Below are 16,074 nucleotides of genomic sequence, written 5' to 3'. Positions count from 1 at the left end.
TCCAGCCTACGGTCACGGCGGCGACCGTCCGGCTCACCGGATTCCGTAGGCTGAGCGGATGCCCGACCTCGCTCCTCCGCTCGTCGCCTGGTACCGCACCGCGGCGCGCGATCTGCCGTGGCGCGCGCCGGACTTCGGCGCGTGGGGCGTGCTCGTCAGCGAGTTCATGCTGCAGCAGACACCCGTCGCCCGTGTGATCCCCCGCCTCGAGGCGTGGCTGGCGCGCTGGCCGACCCCGGCAGCCCTCGCCGCCGCCTCGCCGGCGGAGGCCGTGGAGCAATGGGCGAACCTCGGCTACCCGCGGCGGGCACTGTGGCTCCATCGCGCCGGCGTCGAGATCCGCGACCGGCACGAGGGCGTCGTGCCGCGCGACGTCGATGCGCTCCTCGCGCTCAGCGGCATCGGCGACTACACCGCGCGGGCGGTGGCCGTCTTCGCCTACGGCGACCGCCACCCCGTCGTCGACACCAACACCCGGCGCGTGCTGGCCCGCGCGGTCGACGGGCAGTCGCAGCCCGGTCCGCCCTCTCCCCGCGACCTCGCGGCGATGGCCGCGCAGCTACCGGAGGACCGTGAGACCGCGGCGATCGTCAACGCCGCCGCCATGGAGCTGGGGGCCCTCGTCTGCACGGCACGCGCGCCGCGGTGCGACGCCTGCCCGCTGGCGGACCGCTGCGCCTGGCGCGCCGCGGGGTACCCGGACACCGGCGACACCCGGCGCCGCCAGGCGCGGTACGAGGGCAGCGACCGCCAGGCACGCGGGCAGGTGCTGCGCGAACTCCGCGGTGCCGCATCGCACGCGCTGCCGCTCGAGACGGTGGCGGCGACCTGGCCCGACCCCGGACAGCGCGACCGCGCCATCGACTCGCTCATCGCCGACGGGCTGGCCGAGGCGGTCGACGGGGTCCTGCGCCTCCCCCGCTGACCTACCCGCCCCATCCCGCCCGCACAACGGCGGGCCGCAACGACGACACGCCGCCGGATCCGGAGATCCAGCGGCGTGTCATGTCGGCGGCCCGCCGTTGTGCGGGCCGAGGAGGTCAGTCCTCGTCGTCCTCGTCCTCGCGCGGCTTCACGTACGGGTCGGCCTCGCCGGCGTAGTGAGCGGATGCGGCGAGCCCGGCGACGGATTCGTCGCGCTCGCGCGCCTCGCGCAGGAGGTCCTCGATGTGCCCGGCGTTCTCGGGGATCCCGTCCGGGATGAACTCCAGCGTCGGGGTCAGGCGCACCTGGAGCTGACGCCCCACCTCGCTGCGCAGCATCCCGGTCGCGGCGGTGAGGGCCGCCGCCGAGTCGTTGCGCTCCTGCTCCGAGCCCAGCACGGTGTAGAACACCGAGGCGTGCTGCAGGTCACCGGTCACGCGCACGTCGGTGATCGTGACGAATCCGAGCCGGGGGTCGCGCAGACCCTTCTCGAGCCGCTCCGCGATCAGCACGCGGATCCGGTCGGCGAGTCGTGCCTGACGTTCGCTGGCCATGTCTTCTCTCCTTCTGGCGAAACCGAGGTGAGGGCCGCCGGAGACCGGCGACCCTCACCCGTTGCTGTTACTTGCGCGGCTTCTCGACCATCTCGGTGGTCTCGATCTCGTCGCCGATCTGGATGTCGTTGAACTTGCCGAGACCGATACCGGCCTCGAAGTCCGTACGAACCTCGGTGACGTCGTCCTTGAAGCGGCGCAGCGACTCGATGGCGAGGCCATCGGCCAGCACGACGCCGTCGCGGATGACGCGGGCCTTGGCGTTGCGCGTGATCGTTCCCGACCGCACGATGACACCGGCGATGTTGCCGAACTTCGAGGAGCGGAACACCTCGCGGATCTCGGCCACACCCGACTGGACCTCTTCGAACTCCGGCTTGAGCAGGCCCTTGAGGGACTGTTCGACGTCATCGATCGCGTTGTAGATGACGGAGTAGAAGCGGACGTCGACACCTTCACGAGCGGCGCGCTCGCGCGCCTTCGTGTCGGGACGGACGTTGAACCCGATGACGATCGCGTTGTCGATCGTCGCGAGGTTGATGTCGGACTCGGTGATCGCACCGACACCGCGGTGGATGATGCGCAGCTGCACCGAGTCGTCGACCTCGATCTTGAGGAGCGACTCCTCAAGGGCCTCGACGGCACCCGAGACGTCACCCTTGATGATGAGGTTGAGCGATTCGACCTTGCCCTCTTCGAGCGCACGGGTGAAGTCCTCGAGCGAGATGCGCTTGCGGGCCTTGGCCAGCTGGGCGTTGCGCTCGGCGGCTTCGCGCTTCTCAGCGATCTGGCGAGCCAGGCGGTCTTCCTCGGTGACGATGAACACGTCGCCGGCACGCGGCACGGAGTTCAGACCCTGCACCTGCACCGGACGCGACGGGAACGCCTCGTCCACGGCGTCGCCGTTCTCGTCGATCATGGCGCGGACGCGGCCGTAGGCCGTTCCGGCGACGATCGCATCTCCGACCCGGAGCGTTCCGGACTGGATGAGGACGGTCGCCACCGAGCCGCGGCCCTTGTCGAGCTTGGCTTCGATGGCCACACCGCGGGCCGCCTTGTTGGGGTTGGCCGTGAGGTCGAGCCCCGCGTCGGCGGTCAGGAGCACCGCGTCGAGGAGGGCCTGGATGTTCCGGTTCTCGCGCGCCGAGACGTCGACGAACATCACGTCTCCGCCGTACTCCTCGGCGACCAGACCATACTCGGTGAGCTGCTGGCGCACCTTGGCCGGGTTGGCGTCGGGCTTGTCGACCTTGTTGACGGCCACCACGATCGGCACCTGCGCGGCCTGGGCGTGGTTGAGCGCCTCGACCGTCTGGGGCATGATGCCGTCGTCCGCCGCGACCACGAGGATCGCGATGTCGGTCACCTGCGCACCACGGGCACGCATGGCGGTGAACGCCTCGTGACCCGGGGTGTCGATGAAGGTGATGGCGCGCTCGATGCCCTCGTGCTCGGTCCACACCTGGTAGGCACCGATGTGCTGGGTGATGCCACCGGCCTCGCCCGCCACGACGTTGGTCTGGCGGATCGCGTCGAGGAGCCGCGTCTTACCGTGGTCGACGTGACCCATGACGGTGACGACGGGCGGACGGATCTCGAGGTCGTCCTCGCTCTCCGCATCCAGCTCGGCCTCGAGGTCGAGACCGAAGCCCTCGAGGAGCTCTTTGTCCTCGTCCTCGGGCGAGACCATCTGGATCTTGTAGCCCAGCTCCTCGCCGAGCACCTCGAACGTGGCCTCGTCGAGCGACTCGGTCGCCGTCGCCATCTCACCGAGGTTGAACAGGATGGTCACCAGGGTGCCGGGCTGCACGTTGTAGCCGCGCAGCGCCTCGAGCTTGTCGGCGAAGTCGGCGATCGATGCACCGCGGCGCAGCCGGATGATCTCGCCGTTGCCCTTGGATACGTTGACGCCGCCGACGACCGGCGCCGACCGCATCTCGAATTCCTGCCGCTTCGCCCGACGCGACTTGCGCTGCTTGGACTTGCCGCCGCCCTTACCGAAGGCACCTGCGGTACCACCGCCGGGACCACGGCCACGGCCGCCGCCACCACCGGGACGACCGGCGAAGCCGCCGCCCGCGGGTGCACCGGGGCGCTGGAATCCGCCGCCGGCACCGCCGGGACGACCGGGGCCGCCGGGACGCTGCTGGAACGGCGCACCGGGACGACCGGCACCACCGGGACGGCCTGCGCCACCGGGACGCGGGGCGCCCGGACGCGGAGCGCCGGGGCGCGGAGCCTGGGGACGCGGGATGTTGCCGGGGCTCGGGCGCTGGCCCATGCCCTGCGCGCTCGCGAACGGGTTGTTGCCCGGACGGGGACCGGCGGGACGCTGGCCCATGCCCTGGGCGCTCGCGAACGGGTTGTTGCCCGGACGCGGGGCGCCACCGGGACGCGGGGGCTGCGGGGCGCCACCCGGCTTGGGCGCGCCCGAATCCGCGGCGGGAGCCTCGGCCGCTGCGGGAGCGGGAGCCGAGGGGGTCGCTGCGGGAGCGGGAGCTGCCGGAGCCGCTGCGGGAGCGGGTGCTGCGGGGGCGGGCGCCTCGGCCGGGGCCGCTGCCTGCGGGCGCGGCGCGGGGCGCGCGGGGCCGGGCTTGGCGCCCGACGAGGCGCCGGGTGCCGGGGATCCGGCGGGCTTCGGCGCGGCCGACGGCTTCGCGGCCGGAGCGGCGGAGCCTGCCTCCGCCTCGAGCGCGGCGCGGAGCTTACGGGCCACCGGGGGTTCGATGGTCGACGAAGGGCTCTTGACGAACTCGCCGAGCTCCTTCAGCTTCGCGAGCGCGACCTTGCTGTCGACGCCGAGCTCGGAAGCGATCTCGTGTACGCGTGGTTTTGCCACAATTCTCCTGTCTGAGGCCTACCCCAGACAGGGCAGACCGTTACTCGCGGACGGGTCTCATTTCGAGCCGTTCACTTTGTGTCCATAGCCGTTCAGCCGTTTCTCGATGGTCTGCGTGTCAAGCGGGCCCGACACACGCAATGCCCGCACAAACGCATGGCGCCGGAGGGCGGCATCCATGCACTCGCTTGTCTCGTGCACCCACGCGCCCCGCCCCGGAAGCGATCCCCGCTCATCGATGACGAGCTGGGAATCGTGTGCGACCACCCTCAGGAGGTCGTGCCGGGGAGCACGCGTGCGGCATCCGACGCACGTTCGTACAGCTTCCATCGTACACCTTCGCATCGACCGGAATCCGGCCGTCGATCAGCTTTCGAGAATGCTGTCGGGCTGGATGTCGATCTTCGCGCCGGTCAGCTTGGCCGCCAGTCGCGCGTTCTGGCCTTCCTTGCCGATCGCCAGCGAGAGCTGGTAGTCGGGCACGAGGGCACGCACCGCCTTCGTGCCGGGATCGAGGATGAACGAGGACGTGACCTTGGCCGGCGAGAGGGCGTTCGCGACGAACTTCGCCAGCTCGCCGTCGTAGTCGACGATGTCGATCTTCTCGCCGTTGAGCTCCTCGGTCACCGCGCGCACGCGGCGTCCGATCTCACCGATGCACGCGCCCTTGGCGTTGATGGACGGGTCGCTGGTGACGACGGCCATCTTGGTGCGGTGCCCCGCCTCGCGCGCGAGCGCCACGATCTCGACGGCGCCGCTGGCGATCTCGGGCACCTCGAGCGCGAACAGCTTGCGCACGAGTCCCGGGTGGGTGCGCGAGACGGTGATCGACGGGCCCTTCGTGCCCTTCGACACCGACGTCACGTAGACGCGGATGCGGGAGCCGTGCGTGTAGGCCTCGCCCGGAACCTGCTCCTCGGGCGGGAGGATGGCCTCGACGGTGCCGAGGTCGACGTGCACCATGCGGGGGTTGGGCCCCTGCTGGATGACACCGGCGACGATGTCGCCCTCTTTGCCGCGGAACTCGCCGAGCACGGCGTCGTCCGCGATGTCGCGCAGACGCTGGTTGATGACCTGCTTGGCGGCGAAGGCGGCGATGCGCCCGAAGTCGTCGGGAGTGCTCTCCTCCTCGCCGATGACGACGCCCTCGTCGTCGCGCAGGGGAATGAACACGCCCACGTGACCGGTCTTGCGGTCGAGGTGGGAGCGGGCGCCCTCCGGAAGCTCTCCGGTGGGCGATGTGTGCTTGGCGTAGGCGGTGAGGATCGCCTGCTCGATGATGGCGACGAGCTCCTCGAAAGGGATCTCCCTCTCACGCTCGACGGTACGCAGCAGACCGAGATCGATATCCACGGTGTCCTCCCTATTCAGCTCTTCGCGGCGCATGCAGCCACCGCATCCCTCTTACGTTACCCGATCGCTTGCGAGCGGGTCTCGCCTCACCGCTCGCAGTCGTCGAGCACCGACGCGGGCTGGACGTCCGCGCGCAGGGTGTTGGTCCAGCGCACGAGCGAGGTGAGCATCTCGGAGCGGGGCTGCAGGATGTCCTGGTGCCCCCGGCCGGCGAGCTGCATCGAGCGCACGCGCTCCCCCTCGCCGCACAGCCTGTCGACCAGGGTGCGCTGGGCCGACACCGGGATGACCTCGTCTTGTGCGCCCCAGGCGATGAACATCGGCGTCGACCAGGGGCCGGTGGGCACGTTCTCGGCGAGGCGCCGCCCGAGGGCGCCGGTCGTGAGGTTGGCGCTGTCGAAGGGCGTGTCCTCGCTCAGCCCCAGCGCGGCCAACGCCGACACCATCACGCCCGGCTCGCTCAGGCAGCGCTGCGTCATCTCGCGGACGATCGAGCGCGCGCCGGTCGCGACGTAGTCGTCGAGGCGGACGTCGGGGTACGTGTCGGCGTAGGGCACGATCACCCACGAGACGAGAACCGTCAGCATGGCGCCGGCGTCGCCCGAGGTGAGTTCGCGGGCAAGTTCCACGGGATCCGCGGCCGGGGCGAACGCGGCGGTGCCGAGCACCCGGATGCCGGGGGTGTACTCGGGGGCGAGCTGCGTCGTCCACAGCGCCGCGTGCCCTCCCTGCGAGTGTCCCCACACCACGGTGTCGGGCGAGAGCACGACGTCGTCCATCTCGCCGGCGGCGAGCACCGCGTCGAGCGCGGAGTACGCCTCGCCCGTGCCGATGAGGTAGGGGAACTCCCCTTCGGCGCCCTGACCGCTGTAGTCCGGCGCGACCACGACCCATCCGCGGGCGAGCATGCGCTCGAGCGCCGGGATGGCCCACTTGGTGGCGGTGCCGTCGGCCAGACTCGGCGCGCAACCGCGCGCGACGCCGGTCGTGCCGTGGTTCCAGATGATCACCGGTCGCGGACCCGGCGGCGGGTCGTCGGGCAGGATCACCATCGCGCTCCCCACCGCCGGGGCGCCGGTGGAGGACTTCGTCGTGTAGAGGATGCGGCTGACCGCTCCTCGGTCCGGCTCGCGTCCGCCGTAGTCGCCGACGCGGATGAGGCGGCCGTGGCCGGAGGGGACCTCATCCGGGGCGTCGTAGAACGCGTCGACGACCGGCGCGCCGTCGTCGAGGAACTCGTTGAGCCCGAAGCCGCCGACCGTCGTGGCGACCAGCACGAGCGAGAGGGCGTACCGGCCGGTCGCCGTCCACGCGCGCCGTCGGCGCGAGGGCCCCGGTGCCGGGACGGCGCTGACCGAGCGCCGGCGCTCGAGGATCAGGCGCACACCGCGCGAGAGCAGGTCGATGCCGAAGACCACGGTGCGGACCCCGAAGACGACGGCGACCACGAGCAGGGTGACGTCGGGCCAGGTGAGGGACAGGATGCCGAACGCGATCTGCGCCCCGCCCCATACCGCCGCGAGCACCCGCTGACTCAGCACGCCGCGACTGAGCGCGTCGCCGAGCGATGCGAGCCCGCCGACGGCCAGCAGGACGGCGAGCGTCGGAGGCAGGAGCTCGATGCTGCGCCCCAGCCAGATGAGGATCACCACGCCGCCCGCGATCCACGCGACCGCGAGCACACGGGTCCACCAGGCGGGTGCCCGGTGGCGCGCGATGAGCTCCAGAACACCGGAGAGGATCGCGCTCAGCCCGACGTAGACGCCGAGCAGCACGAGCGAGGTGAGCGGGCGGATGACGATGAGCAGCCCCAGGAGCGCGACGCACAGCCCGATGAGCACCATGACCCGGGGCGGCGCGGAGGCGAGCAGCTGCGGCAGCGCGCTGAGGCGCAGTCGGCGTCGCAGCGGCGGGCGGTCGGGCATCCGCACATTCTAGGCAGCGCGCTGATGCGTGCCGGGCCGCCCCGGCGATGCGCTAAGGCGGTCAGCGCATAGGCTGCCGGACATGCCCACGGCACAGGATGCGGCCCGTACCGCCGAGCAGAACCCCGTCGTCCGCGCCCTCGCCCGGGCGGGGTACGCCGCGAACGGGGTCGTCCACGCGCTGATCGGCGCCATCGTGCTCGCGATCGCCGCGGGAGGCGAGGGCGAGAGCGACCAGAGCGGCGCGTTCAAGACCATCGCCGACGCGCCCGCCGGGTTCGTGGCGCTGTGGGCCCTGGCGGTCGCGTTGGCCGCGCTCGGGCTCTGGCACGCGGCGGTGGCGCTGCGCCGCGGCGGCGGCGATCGCTCGGCGTGGGGCGCCCGCATCTCCGAGGCGGGCCAGGCGCTGGTGTTCATCGCGCTCGGGGTCGTCGCCGCATCCGTCGCCCTCGGCGCACGGCCCGTGGCCGACGACAGCGCGGAGGAGGCCAGCCGCGGGGTGCTCTCGGTTCCGGGCGGCCCCTTCGTGCTCGGCGCCGTCGGCGTGGGGATCGCGGTGGGCGGTGTCGCGTTCGTCGTCATGGGGGTGCGACGCAGCTATCGCACCAAGATGTCGATCCCGTCGGGACCGGTGGGCATGGTCACCGACGTGCTCGGCGTGTTCGGATTCGTCGCCAAGGGGGTGTCGCTGCTCACCGTCGGCGTGCTCCTCGTGATCGCCGCCGTCACGGTGGACGCCGATCAGGCGGGCGGCCTCGACGGGGCCATCCGGTCCCTGCTCGGCATGCCCGCCGGTCCGTTCGTCGTGTCGAGCGTCGGTGTCGGCTTCATCGCGTACGGGATCTTCTGCGGGCTGCGGGCGCGGTTCGCCCGACTCTGAGCGCGCGGCGCGGCGGCGGGAGCATCCGCCGGCGTCGGTCGGATTTCCCCGGGCGCGGTGATCGACGCGACTCCCGTCGAGCGGGCATGCTGGCAGGGTGTCCGCAGATCCCCGCTCCCCGCTCCGCACCGCCCCGGGCGGCTATCCCTTCCAGCCGGCAGACCCCGGTCTGATCGGGCTCCTCGGGTTCGTGATCGCGACCCTCACCGCGCAGCTCGCGCACCTCGGCATCCAGGACGAGAACCCGGTGTTCTGGGTCGGCGCCGCGTTCGGCGGCATCGTCCAGGTGACCGCGGGGATGTTGTCGTACTTCATCGGCGACGACTTCCACTTCATCGTCTACAACGCGTTCGGCTGGTACTGGATCGTCGTGCCCGGCTTCCTCCTGGGCGAGGAGCTCGGGTTCTTCGAGGTCACCGCGCAGGCACGCGGGTTCTTCTCGCTCATCTTCGCCGTGCTGGCGTTGGCCTTCGCCGTCGCGGGCTCGCTGCACAACACGGTGCTGCCGATCACCCTGCTGTGCGTGTCGGCAGGCCTCGCGCTGCAGTCCGCCGCGGCGTTCTCCGATCTCGGCGCGCTCGGCACGGCGGGGTCGGTGCTGCTGCTGGCCGCATCGGCCCTCGCGCTCTACCTGCTCGTCGAGAAGTTCTACTGGCGCACCATGCACCGGCACGTGCTCCCGCTCGGCCGCCCGTGGATCGCGGGCGATGCCGACCGGGAGTCGTGACCGGGAGCCTCAGGAGCGCAGGCGGGCCACCGCGTCGGCGGCCGCGACTTCCTCTCGCTCGCCCGTGCGGCGGTCCCAGAGCTCGACCAGACCGTCGGCCGCACCGCGTCCGACGATGACGATGCGGGGCACGCCCACGAGCTCCGCGTCACCGAACTTCACCCCGGGCGACACCTTGGGGCGGTCGTCGTAGAGCACGTCCAACCCGGCGGCCTCGAGGTCGTCCGAGAGCGACGCGGCGAGTGCGAAGGCGGCCGCATCCCGCCCGGTGGCGACCACGTGCACGTCGAAGGGCGCGACCTCTGCGGGCCAGATGAGGCCCTTCGCGTCGTTGTTGAGCTCGGCGATGATCGCGAGGATGCGGGTGACGCCGATGCCGTAGGAGCCCATCGTGACGGTGACGAGCTTGCCGTTCTCGTCGAGCACCTTGAGCCCCAGCGCCTCGGCGTACTTGCGCCCGAGCTGGAAGACATGGCCGATCTCCATCCCGCGGGCGAGCGAGACGGGACCCGAGCCGTCGGGCGCCGGGTCGCCCTCGCGGACGTTCGCGACGTCGACCGAGCCGTCCGCCGAGAAGTCGCGACCGGCGACGAGCGAGTGCACGTGCTTCTCGTCGACGTTCGCGCCCGTGATCCAGCTCGTGCCGTCCGCGACGCGGGGATCGAGCAGATAGCGGATGCCGGTGGCCGACTCCTCGCCCAGCACGGCGCCCGTGGGCGACCAGGGACCGATGTAGCCCTTGACCAGCAGCGGGTGCTTCGCGAAGTCCTCGGCGGTGGCGGGTTCGACCGCGGCCGGAGCGAAGGCCACCTCGACGCGCTTGTCGTCGACCTCACGGTCTCCGGGAAGCCCCACGACGACGAGCTCACGGGAGCCGTCGACGTGCGTCAGCGCGAAGACGACGTTCTTCAAGGTGTCGGCTGCCGTGTACTCGCCCTCGAGCACCGCATTGGCGTGCGCGACGAGCGTCGCGATGGTGGGGGTGTCCGGCGAGTCGAAGATCACGGGCTCGGCGAGGCCGTCGAAGGCCCGAGCCTCGGGCGCCGCCGTGACGTACGCCTCGACGTTCGCGGCGTATCCGCCGGCGGAGCGGACGAAGGTGTCCTCACCGACCGCGGTCGGGTGCAGGAACTCCTCGGAGCGCGAACCGCCCATGGCTCCGGCGTCCGCCTTCACGATGACGTACTCGAGGCCGAGGCGCGAGAAGATGCGCTCGTACGCGTCGCGCTGCGCCTGGTAGCTCGCGTCGAGCCCGGCGTCGCTCGCATCGAACGAGTACGCATCCTTCATCGTGAACTCGCGTCCGCGCAGGAGGCCGGCGCGGGGGCGCGCCTCATCGCGGTACTTGTCCTGGATCTGGTAGATCGTCAGCGGCAGGTCCTTGTACGACGAGTACAGGTCCTTCACGAGCAGCGTGAAGACCTCTTCGTGCGTCGGCGCCAGCAGGTAGTCGGCGCCCTTGCGGTCCTGCAGGCGGAACAGCGCGTCGCCGTACTCGTCCCACCGGCCGGTGGCCTCGTAGGGCTCGCGGGGAAGCAGCGCCGGGAAATGCACCTCGTACGCCCCGGCCGCCGCCATCTCGTCGCGGATGACCTGCTCGATCTTCGCCTTCACCCGCAGACCCAGCGGCAGCCAGGCGAACACGCCCGGCGCCTGACGCCGGATGTAGCCGGCGCGCACCAGCAGCCGGTGCCCGATCACCTCCGCGTCGGCGGGGTCTTCACGGAGCGTGCGGAGGAAGAAGTGCGAGAGACGTGTGACCACGATCGACAAGTCTACGGATGCGGGGCCCCCGGCGCGGGCCGGGTCATCCGAGCGCCGTCAGGATGTCGGCCGCGAGGTCGGCGACTCTTCGGTGCGCCTCCTCGGTCCCGTCCACGAAATCGGTACCCAGGAGGAAGATGTCGTCACCACGTTGCACGAGGAGGTCGCGGTTGTGTCGCTCCCACGCGTAGTTCTCCACGACCAGCGCGGCGCGGTCCGCGCCCTGCACCACGATCGACTGCGCACCATCTGACGCGGCGATGGCGTCGAAGAGCGGCGCCCCGCCGGGCACAAGGGTCAGCCCGAATCCCTGCCCGTTCCCGGTGTACGAATGGCAGTAGTCGACGCCGGTCGACGCGAGTGACCACGCTCGCGTCGGACTCTTCCACACGTCATCCATGCTCGGGGGCGCCTCGACGCTCAGGCCCGCAAGGTCGGGGAATGTTCCAGCGAGTTGCGCGCACACGTCCGCTGACCACGGGGAACCAGTCGCGTCGGCGGACCGCGCTGCGGGGTATGCCTGTGCGCGCTCGCCGATCTCCAGAACGAGTGCTGTGAGATCCGATGAATCGAGCTCTCGCATGGGAACTTCCGAATCGTACGATCCGATCCACGCCGCGTGAACCCAGCTGCCCTCGACGATCGCCGCGGCGGTGCAGGTCTTCTCCTCGCACCCGTAGGTCCCCACCGGGGCGGCCATACCGCCGCTTTCGAAGATCGCGCTCGGGAACACCGTCACCTCGATCGAACCCCACACGTACGCCTCGGGGTAGGCCCAGATGCAGTTCAACGCCCCGCTGAGTTGCTCACCGGGACTCACCCACGGCACCATAACGCGGCGCATTTCGGCCCCCATCCACTCCGCCGCGCGGTCGATCGACAACACGTTGTCGCAGCTGCCGCCGAACGGCGTGACGGCGGAACGCGGCGCGGGATCGACCACAGGCGCGGTCGGTGTCGGCGTGGGGGTCGGCGTCGCCGGAGCACTCGTGGTCTCGACGGGGGTCGCGACCCGGTCCACCGGGCGGACCGCGGCCCAGGTGACCGCCGTCACGATCGCGGCGACCAGCACGAAGGCGGCCGCCCCGGCGGTGAGCTGCATGCGACGGGCGCGGGCTGCCCGCATCCGCACCGCTCCGCCCGTGACCATCTCGCGCATGTCGCGGCGCTCCGCCGGGGACAGCTTGTCGTCGTTCAGGTCCACGATGCCTCCATCGCCGTCATCTCATCGCGCAGTCGCCCCTTCGCGCGGGACAGTCGGGACTTCACCGTGCCGACCGGGATGCCGAGGGCCTCGGCGGCCGAGCGCTCCGGATACCCCTCGAGCACCGTGAGCACCACGACGCTCCGCTCCCCCGCCGGCAGCCGCCGCAGCGCCGCCAGCACACCGCTCTCGTCCTCGGCGACGGGCGCGTCGGCATGCGCGGCGGCGGGGACCTTTCCCAGCAGCGCGCGGTAGCGACGCCCCGACCGCTCGAGGTTCCGCGCGGAGTTGGCCACCGTGGTCAGCAACCACGGCAACGGCGAGCCGTCCACCATCCGCGCGGACGCACGCTTGCGCCACAGCTCGAAGAACGCGATGGCGACCGCATCCTTCGCGTCCTCACGCGCGCTCAGCAGCCGGCACGCGTGCCGGAACAGGCGCGCCTCGTGCCGGTCGAACAATTCCCCCAGCGCGGACTCGTCGCCCGCCCGCAGCCGCTCCGTGAGCGCGGCCTCATCATCTGTCACACCTTGTAGTGTCCGGCACCGGTCGGATGGTTCGCGTCTCGCGAAAGAGATCCCGAGCGTGTGCGCACACCGGAGCGGGATCGCGCACGCGCCCGATTTGACTCGGCCCACCCCGGCATGCGCAATATATTGCATGCCGGTTCCTTCCGAGACGCTCGCCCCTCGCCCGCTGCTGCGCGACGAGGTGCTGCGGAAGCTCCGCGACGCGATCGTCGACGGCACCTTCGCGCCCGACGAGCAGCTCCGCGACGCCGAGCTCGCCACGTGGCTGGGCGTCAGCCGCACACCGGTGCGCGAGGCGCTGCTGGAACTCGGGCGCTCCGGCCTGGTCCGCACCTCGCCCGGCCGCTCGACGGTCGTCGCCCCGGTCGACCCCGCCGCCGTGCGCGACGCCCAGGTCGTCGTCGCCGCCCTCCACCGCGCGGCGCTCGAAGCCGCCGTCCCGCGCCTCACCCCGACCGACATCGCGCGGATGCGGTCGGTCAACGCCGACGTCGCCGCCGCTCAGCAGGCGGGCGATGTGGATGCGACCCTCGCGGCCGACCACGCGTTCCACGACATCACGCTCGCGGCGAGCGGGAACGCCGCGATCCGCGCGGTCCTGGCCCAGTACGAGCCCGTGCTCCGCCGGGCCGAGCGCCTGCGTTTCGCCTCGCACGAGGGGCGCGACTCGGTGGCGCGACACGAGCAGATGATCACGCTGTGCGAGCGCGGGGATGCCGCCGGCGCCGCCGCCCTCGCGGAACAGACCTGGCAGAGCCTCACCGTCGAGGAGCTCCCCGCATCCGATCCATCCGACGTCACCGAGGAGAAGGCCCCATGAAGCTCGATCAGTTCGACCGTTATCCGCTCACGTTCGGGCCCAGCCCGCTGCAGCACCTGAAGCGGCTGTCCGCCCACCTGGGCGGGGCGCAGGTATGGGCAAAGCGCGAGGACGTCTCGAGCGGCCTCGCCTACGGCGGCAACAAGGTCCGCAAGCTCGAGTACATCGTTCCGGACGTCCTCGCCTCCGGCGCCGACACCCTCGTCTCGATCGGCGGCTACCAGTCCAACCACACCCGGCAGGTCGCCGCGGTCGCCGCGCACCTGGGCCTGAAGAGCCGCCTGGTGCAGGAGAAGTGGGTGCCGTGGGAGGACCCGGTGAACGACAAGGTCGGCAACATCCTGCTCTCGCGCATGATGGGCGCCGACTCGCGGCTGGACGACGCCGGGTTCGACATCGGCATCCGCGATTCGTGGAAGAACGCCCTCGCCGAGGTCGAGGCCTCCGGCGGCACGCCGTACGCCATTCCGGCCGGCGCCTCCGAGCACCCGCTCGGCGGCCTGGGCTTCGCCAACTGGGCGTTCGAGCTGGCCGAGCAGGAGAAGCAGCTCGGCGTCTTCTTCGACACGATCATCGTCTGCACCGTGACCGGTTCCACGCACGCCGGCATGATCGCGGGCTTCGCGGCGCTCGAGGAGCTCACCGGCGTCCGGCGTCGCGTGCTGGGCATCGACGCGTCGGCGACCCTCGCGAAGACGACCGACCAGGTGGCGCGCATCGCCCGTCACACGGCGGAGCTCATCGAGCTCGGCCGCGATCTGCGCGACGACGAGATCCAGGTGCTGGAGGGCTGGGCGGGAGAGCTGTACGGGCTCCCCGTCGACTCCACGATGGAGGCGATGGCGCTCGGCGCGCAGCTCGAGGCGATGATCACGGACCCCGTCTACGAGGGCAAGTCGCTCGCCGGACTCATCGATCTCGTCGGCTCGGGAGACATCCCGCGCGACTCGACCGTGCTGTACGCGCACCTGGGCGGGCAGCCCGCCATCAACGCGTACCACCGCCTCTGGGACTGACAGCCCCGGGGCCGTACCGCCTCAGGCGGTGACGACCTGCGCCGTGCCGAGGGGGGCCTCCGGGCCCATCTCGGCCGCCAGGCGGTTCGCCTCGGCGATCAGCGTCTCCACGATGTCGGCCTCGGGCACGGTCTTCACGACCTCGCCCTTGACGAAGATCTGCCCCTTGCCGTTGCCGCTCGCGACCCCGAGGTCGGCGTCGCGGGCTTCGCCGGGGCCGTTCACGACGCATCCCATGACCGCCACGCGCAGCGGGACGGTCATGTCCTTCAGGCCCTCGGTCACGTTGTCGGCCAGGGAGTACACGTCGACCTGGGCCCGCCCGCACGAAGGGCACGAGACGATCTCGAGCGTGCGCTCGCGCAGGTTCAGCGACTGCAGGATCTGATGACCGACCTTGACCTCTTCGGCCGGCGGCGCCGAGAGCGAGACGCGGATCGTGTCGCCGATGCCCTCCGAGAGCAGGATGCCGAAGGCCGTGGCCGATTTGATCGTGCCCTGGAACGCCGGGCCCGCCTCGGTCACCCCGAGGTGCAGCGGCCAGTCGCCGCGTTCGGCGAGCAGGCGGTAGGCCTTCACCATGACGACCGGATCGTTGTGCTTGACCGAGATCTTGAAGTCGTGGAAGTCGTGCTCCTCGAACAGCGACGCCTCCCACACGGCGCTCTCCATGAGCGCCTCCGGGGTGGCCTTGCCGTACTTCTCGAGCAGACGCTTGTCGAGCGAGCCCGCGTTGACACCGATGCGCAACGAGACGCCGGCCGCGGACGCGGCGGCGGCGATCTCGCCGACCTTGTCGTCGAACTGCCGGATGTTGCCGGGATTGACCCGGACGGCGGCGCAGCCGGCATCGATCGCCTGGAAGACGTACTTGGGCTGGAAGTGGATGTCGGCGATGACCGGGATCTGGCTCTTCGCCGCGATGATGTGCAGCACGTCCGCGTCGTCCTGCGTGGGCACGGCGACACGCACGATCTCGCATCCGGATGCGGTGAGTTCGGCGATCTGCTGGAGCGTCGCGTTGATGTCCGTCGTCTTCGTGGTCGTCATCGACTGCACGCTGACCGGGGCGTCGCCACCCACCAGGACCTTGCCGACGCGGATCTGGCGACTCTTGCGGCGGGGGGCGAGGATTTCCGGGATGCGGGGCATCCCGAGATTCACGGCTGGCACACGCTCAGCCTACGCGCCCGCGCCTGAGCGCGGCCCGATGACCCGGCATCAGGACAGACGCTTCATCTCGTCCTGGATCTTGTCCTCGGGCGGTCCGCCGTCGCCGGGCCCGAACGCCCGGATGCCGGTGAGCACGACGCCGATGCCGATCGCTCCGATGGGCCAGAGCGGCCAGAAGTAGCCCTCCCCGCCGACCAGCCAGATCACCGTGAAGAGCCCCGACAGCACGACCCACGTGGCCAGGGCGTACCAGAACGACTGCCGAGCTTTGAGCCTGTTGATGGCGCGATCGCGCAGCTCCCCCGAGTCCGTCATGGCGCCGAGCATAGTGGGCATGTGGTAATTTCGGGCCCATGCTCGCGAAC

The 16,074-nt window shown here is 71.1% G+C and carries 15 protein-coding genes; 5 read left to right on the top strand and 10 right to left on the bottom strand.

Annotated features, from left to right (window positions below):
- Positions 1–58 precede the first annotated feature (58 nt).
- Positions 59–925 (top strand): A/G-specific adenine glycosylase, encoded by an 867-nt coding sequence (locus AB0N73_RS07025; protein ID WP_363561782.1) that lies wholly within the window; start codon positions 59–61, stop codon positions 923–925.
- A gap of 115 nt (positions 926–1,040) precedes the next feature.
- Here AB0N73_RS07025 and rbfA read toward each other — a convergent pair whose 3' ends face one another.
- From rbfA to AB0N73_RS07000, 5 genes are all read right to left on the bottom strand, one after another.
- Positions 1,041–1,478 carry a 30S ribosome-binding factor RbfA gene (gene rbfA, locus AB0N73_RS07020; RefSeq protein ID WP_363561780.1) on the bottom strand — a complete coding sequence of 146 codons (438 nt, stop codon included), beginning with the start codon at positions 1,476–1,478 and terminating at the stop codon, positions 1,041–1,043.
- Positions 1,479–1,545: 67 nt separating this feature from the next.
- Positions 1,546–4,317, bottom strand: coding sequence for a translation initiation factor IF-2 (gene infB / locus AB0N73_RS07015; protein ID WP_363561778.1), 2,772 nt, complete (start codon positions 4,315–4,317; stop codon positions 1,546–1,548).
- 57 nt (positions 4,318–4,374) lie between these two features.
- Positions 4,375–4,647: a YlxR family protein gene (locus AB0N73_RS07010; RefSeq protein ID WP_363561776.1), complete on the bottom strand. Its 273-nt coding sequence runs from the start codon at positions 4,645–4,647 to the stop codon at positions 4,375–4,377.
- 36 nt (positions 4,648–4,683) lie between these two features.
- A complete protein-coding gene (gene nusA, locus AB0N73_RS07005; RefSeq protein ID WP_363561774.1) occupies positions 4,684–5,670 on the bottom strand; it encodes a transcription termination factor NusA in 987 nt (328 codons plus the stop codon).
- An 86-nt stretch (positions 5,671–5,756) separates the two neighbouring features.
- The gene (locus tag AB0N73_RS07000; protein WP_363561771.1) at positions 5,757–7,595 is read right to left on the bottom strand and encodes a lipase family protein; all 1,839 of its coding nucleotides are present in this window, start codon (positions 7,593–7,595) and stop codon (positions 5,757–5,759) included.
- An 82-nt stretch (positions 7,596–7,677) separates the two neighbouring features.
- Here AB0N73_RS07000 and AB0N73_RS06995 point away from each other — a divergent pair, with 82 nt between their 5' ends.
- Positions 7,678–8,475: a DUF1206 domain-containing protein gene (locus AB0N73_RS06995; protein ID WP_363561769.1), complete on the top strand. Its 798-nt coding sequence runs from the start codon at positions 7,678–7,680 to the stop codon at positions 8,473–8,475.
- Positions 8,476–8,572: 97 nt separating this feature from the next.
- A complete protein-coding gene (locus tag AB0N73_RS06990; RefSeq protein WP_363561767.1) occupies positions 8,573–9,202 on the top strand; it encodes a GPR1/FUN34/YaaH family transporter in 630 nt (209 codons plus the stop codon).
- Positions 9,203–9,211: 9 nt separating this feature from the next.
- On the opposite strand, the gene AB0N73_RS06985 is transcribed toward AB0N73_RS06990, so the two are convergent.
- From AB0N73_RS06985 to AB0N73_RS06975, 3 genes are read right to left on the bottom strand one after another with little or no spacing between them, the layout of a single operon-like run.
- On the bottom strand, positions 9,212–10,966 hold the full coding sequence (locus tag AB0N73_RS06985) for a proline--tRNA ligase (RefSeq protein WP_363561765.1): 1,755 nt from the start codon (positions 10,964–10,966) through the stop codon (positions 9,212–9,214).
- Positions 10,967–11,009: 43 nt separating this feature from the next.
- On the bottom strand, positions 11,010–12,170 hold the full coding sequence (locus AB0N73_RS06980) for a hypothetical protein (RefSeq protein WP_363561763.1): 1,161 nt from the start codon (positions 12,168–12,170) through the stop codon (positions 11,010–11,012).
- Positions 12,161–12,697 (bottom strand): RNA polymerase sigma factor, encoded by a 537-nt coding sequence (locus AB0N73_RS06975; RefSeq protein ID WP_363561761.1) that lies wholly within the window; start codon positions 12,695–12,697, stop codon positions 12,161–12,163. The genes AB0N73_RS06980 and AB0N73_RS06975 overlap by 10 nt, the downstream gene beginning before the upstream one ends.
- Positions 12,698–12,830: 133 nt before the next feature.
- Here AB0N73_RS06975 and AB0N73_RS06970 point away from each other — a divergent pair, with 133 nt between their 5' ends.
- Positions 12,831–13,520, top strand: a complete 690-nt coding sequence (locus AB0N73_RS06970; protein ID WP_363561759.1) for a GntR family transcriptional regulator — start codon at positions 12,831–12,833, stop codon at positions 13,518–13,520.
- Positions 13,517–14,536, top strand: coding sequence for a 1-aminocyclopropane-1-carboxylate deaminase (locus AB0N73_RS06965; protein ID WP_363561757.1), 1,020 nt, complete (start codon positions 13,517–13,519; stop codon positions 14,534–14,536). The genes AB0N73_RS06970 and AB0N73_RS06965 overlap by 4 nt, the downstream gene beginning before the upstream one ends.
- Positions 14,537–14,557: 21 nt before the next feature.
- On the opposite strand, the gene ispG is transcribed toward AB0N73_RS06965, so the two are convergent.
- Both ispG and AB0N73_RS06955 read right to left on the bottom strand, forming a co-directional pair.
- The gene (ispG, locus tag AB0N73_RS06960; protein ID WP_363561755.1) at positions 14,558–15,709 is read right to left on the bottom strand and encodes a flavodoxin-dependent (E)-4-hydroxy-3-methylbut-2-enyl-diphosphate synthase; all 1,152 of its coding nucleotides are present in this window, start codon (positions 15,707–15,709) and stop codon (positions 14,558–14,560) included.
- 48 nt (positions 15,710–15,757) lie between these two features.
- Positions 15,758–16,024 carry a 2TM domain-containing protein gene (locus AB0N73_RS06955; protein WP_363561753.1) on the bottom strand — a complete coding sequence of 89 codons (267 nt, stop codon included), beginning with the start codon at positions 16,022–16,024 and terminating at the stop codon, positions 15,758–15,760.
- Positions 16,025–16,074 lie beyond the last annotated feature (50 nt).

It is taken from the genome of Microbacterium sp. NPDC089189 (assembly GCF_040685095.1).
GTDB lineage: Bacteria > Actinomycetota > Actinomycetes > Actinomycetales > Microbacteriaceae > Microbacterium.
Note: the sequence above shows the minus strand (reverse complement) of the source record. Positions and strands in the feature narration are given on the sequence as shown.

Excerpts from the sequence above, each read along its gene's own strand:
- AB0N73_RS07025 (WP_363561782.1), top strand. The coding sequence starts at position 59 with ATGCCCGACCTCGCTCCTCCGCTCGTCGCCTGGTACCGCACCGCGGCG.
- rbfA (WP_363561780.1), bottom strand. The coding sequence starts at position 1,478 with ATGGCCAGCGAACGTCAGGCACGACTCGCCGACCGGATCCGCGTGCTG.
- AB0N73_RS07010 (WP_363561776.1), bottom strand. The coding sequence starts at position 4,647 with ATGGAAGCTGTACGAACGTGCGTCGGATGCCGCACGCGTGCTCCCCGG.
- AB0N73_RS07000 (WP_363561771.1), bottom strand. The coding sequence starts at position 7,595 with ATGCCCGACCGCCCGCCGCTGCGACGCCGACTGCGCCTCAGCGCGCTG.
- AB0N73_RS06995 (WP_363561769.1), top strand. The coding sequence starts at position 7,678 with ATGCCCACGGCACAGGATGCGGCCCGTACCGCCGAGCAGAACCCCGTC.
- AB0N73_RS06970 (WP_363561759.1), top strand. The coding sequence starts at position 12,831 with ATGCCGGTTCCTTCCGAGACGCTCGCCCCTCGCCCGCTGCTGCGCGAC.
- AB0N73_RS06965 (WP_363561757.1), top strand. The coding sequence starts at position 13,517 with ATGAAGCTCGATCAGTTCGACCGTTATCCGCTCACGTTCGGGCCCAGC.
- AB0N73_RS06955 (WP_363561753.1), bottom strand. The coding sequence starts at position 16,024 with ATGACGGACTCGGGGGAGCTGCGCGATCGCGCCATCAACAGGCTCAAA.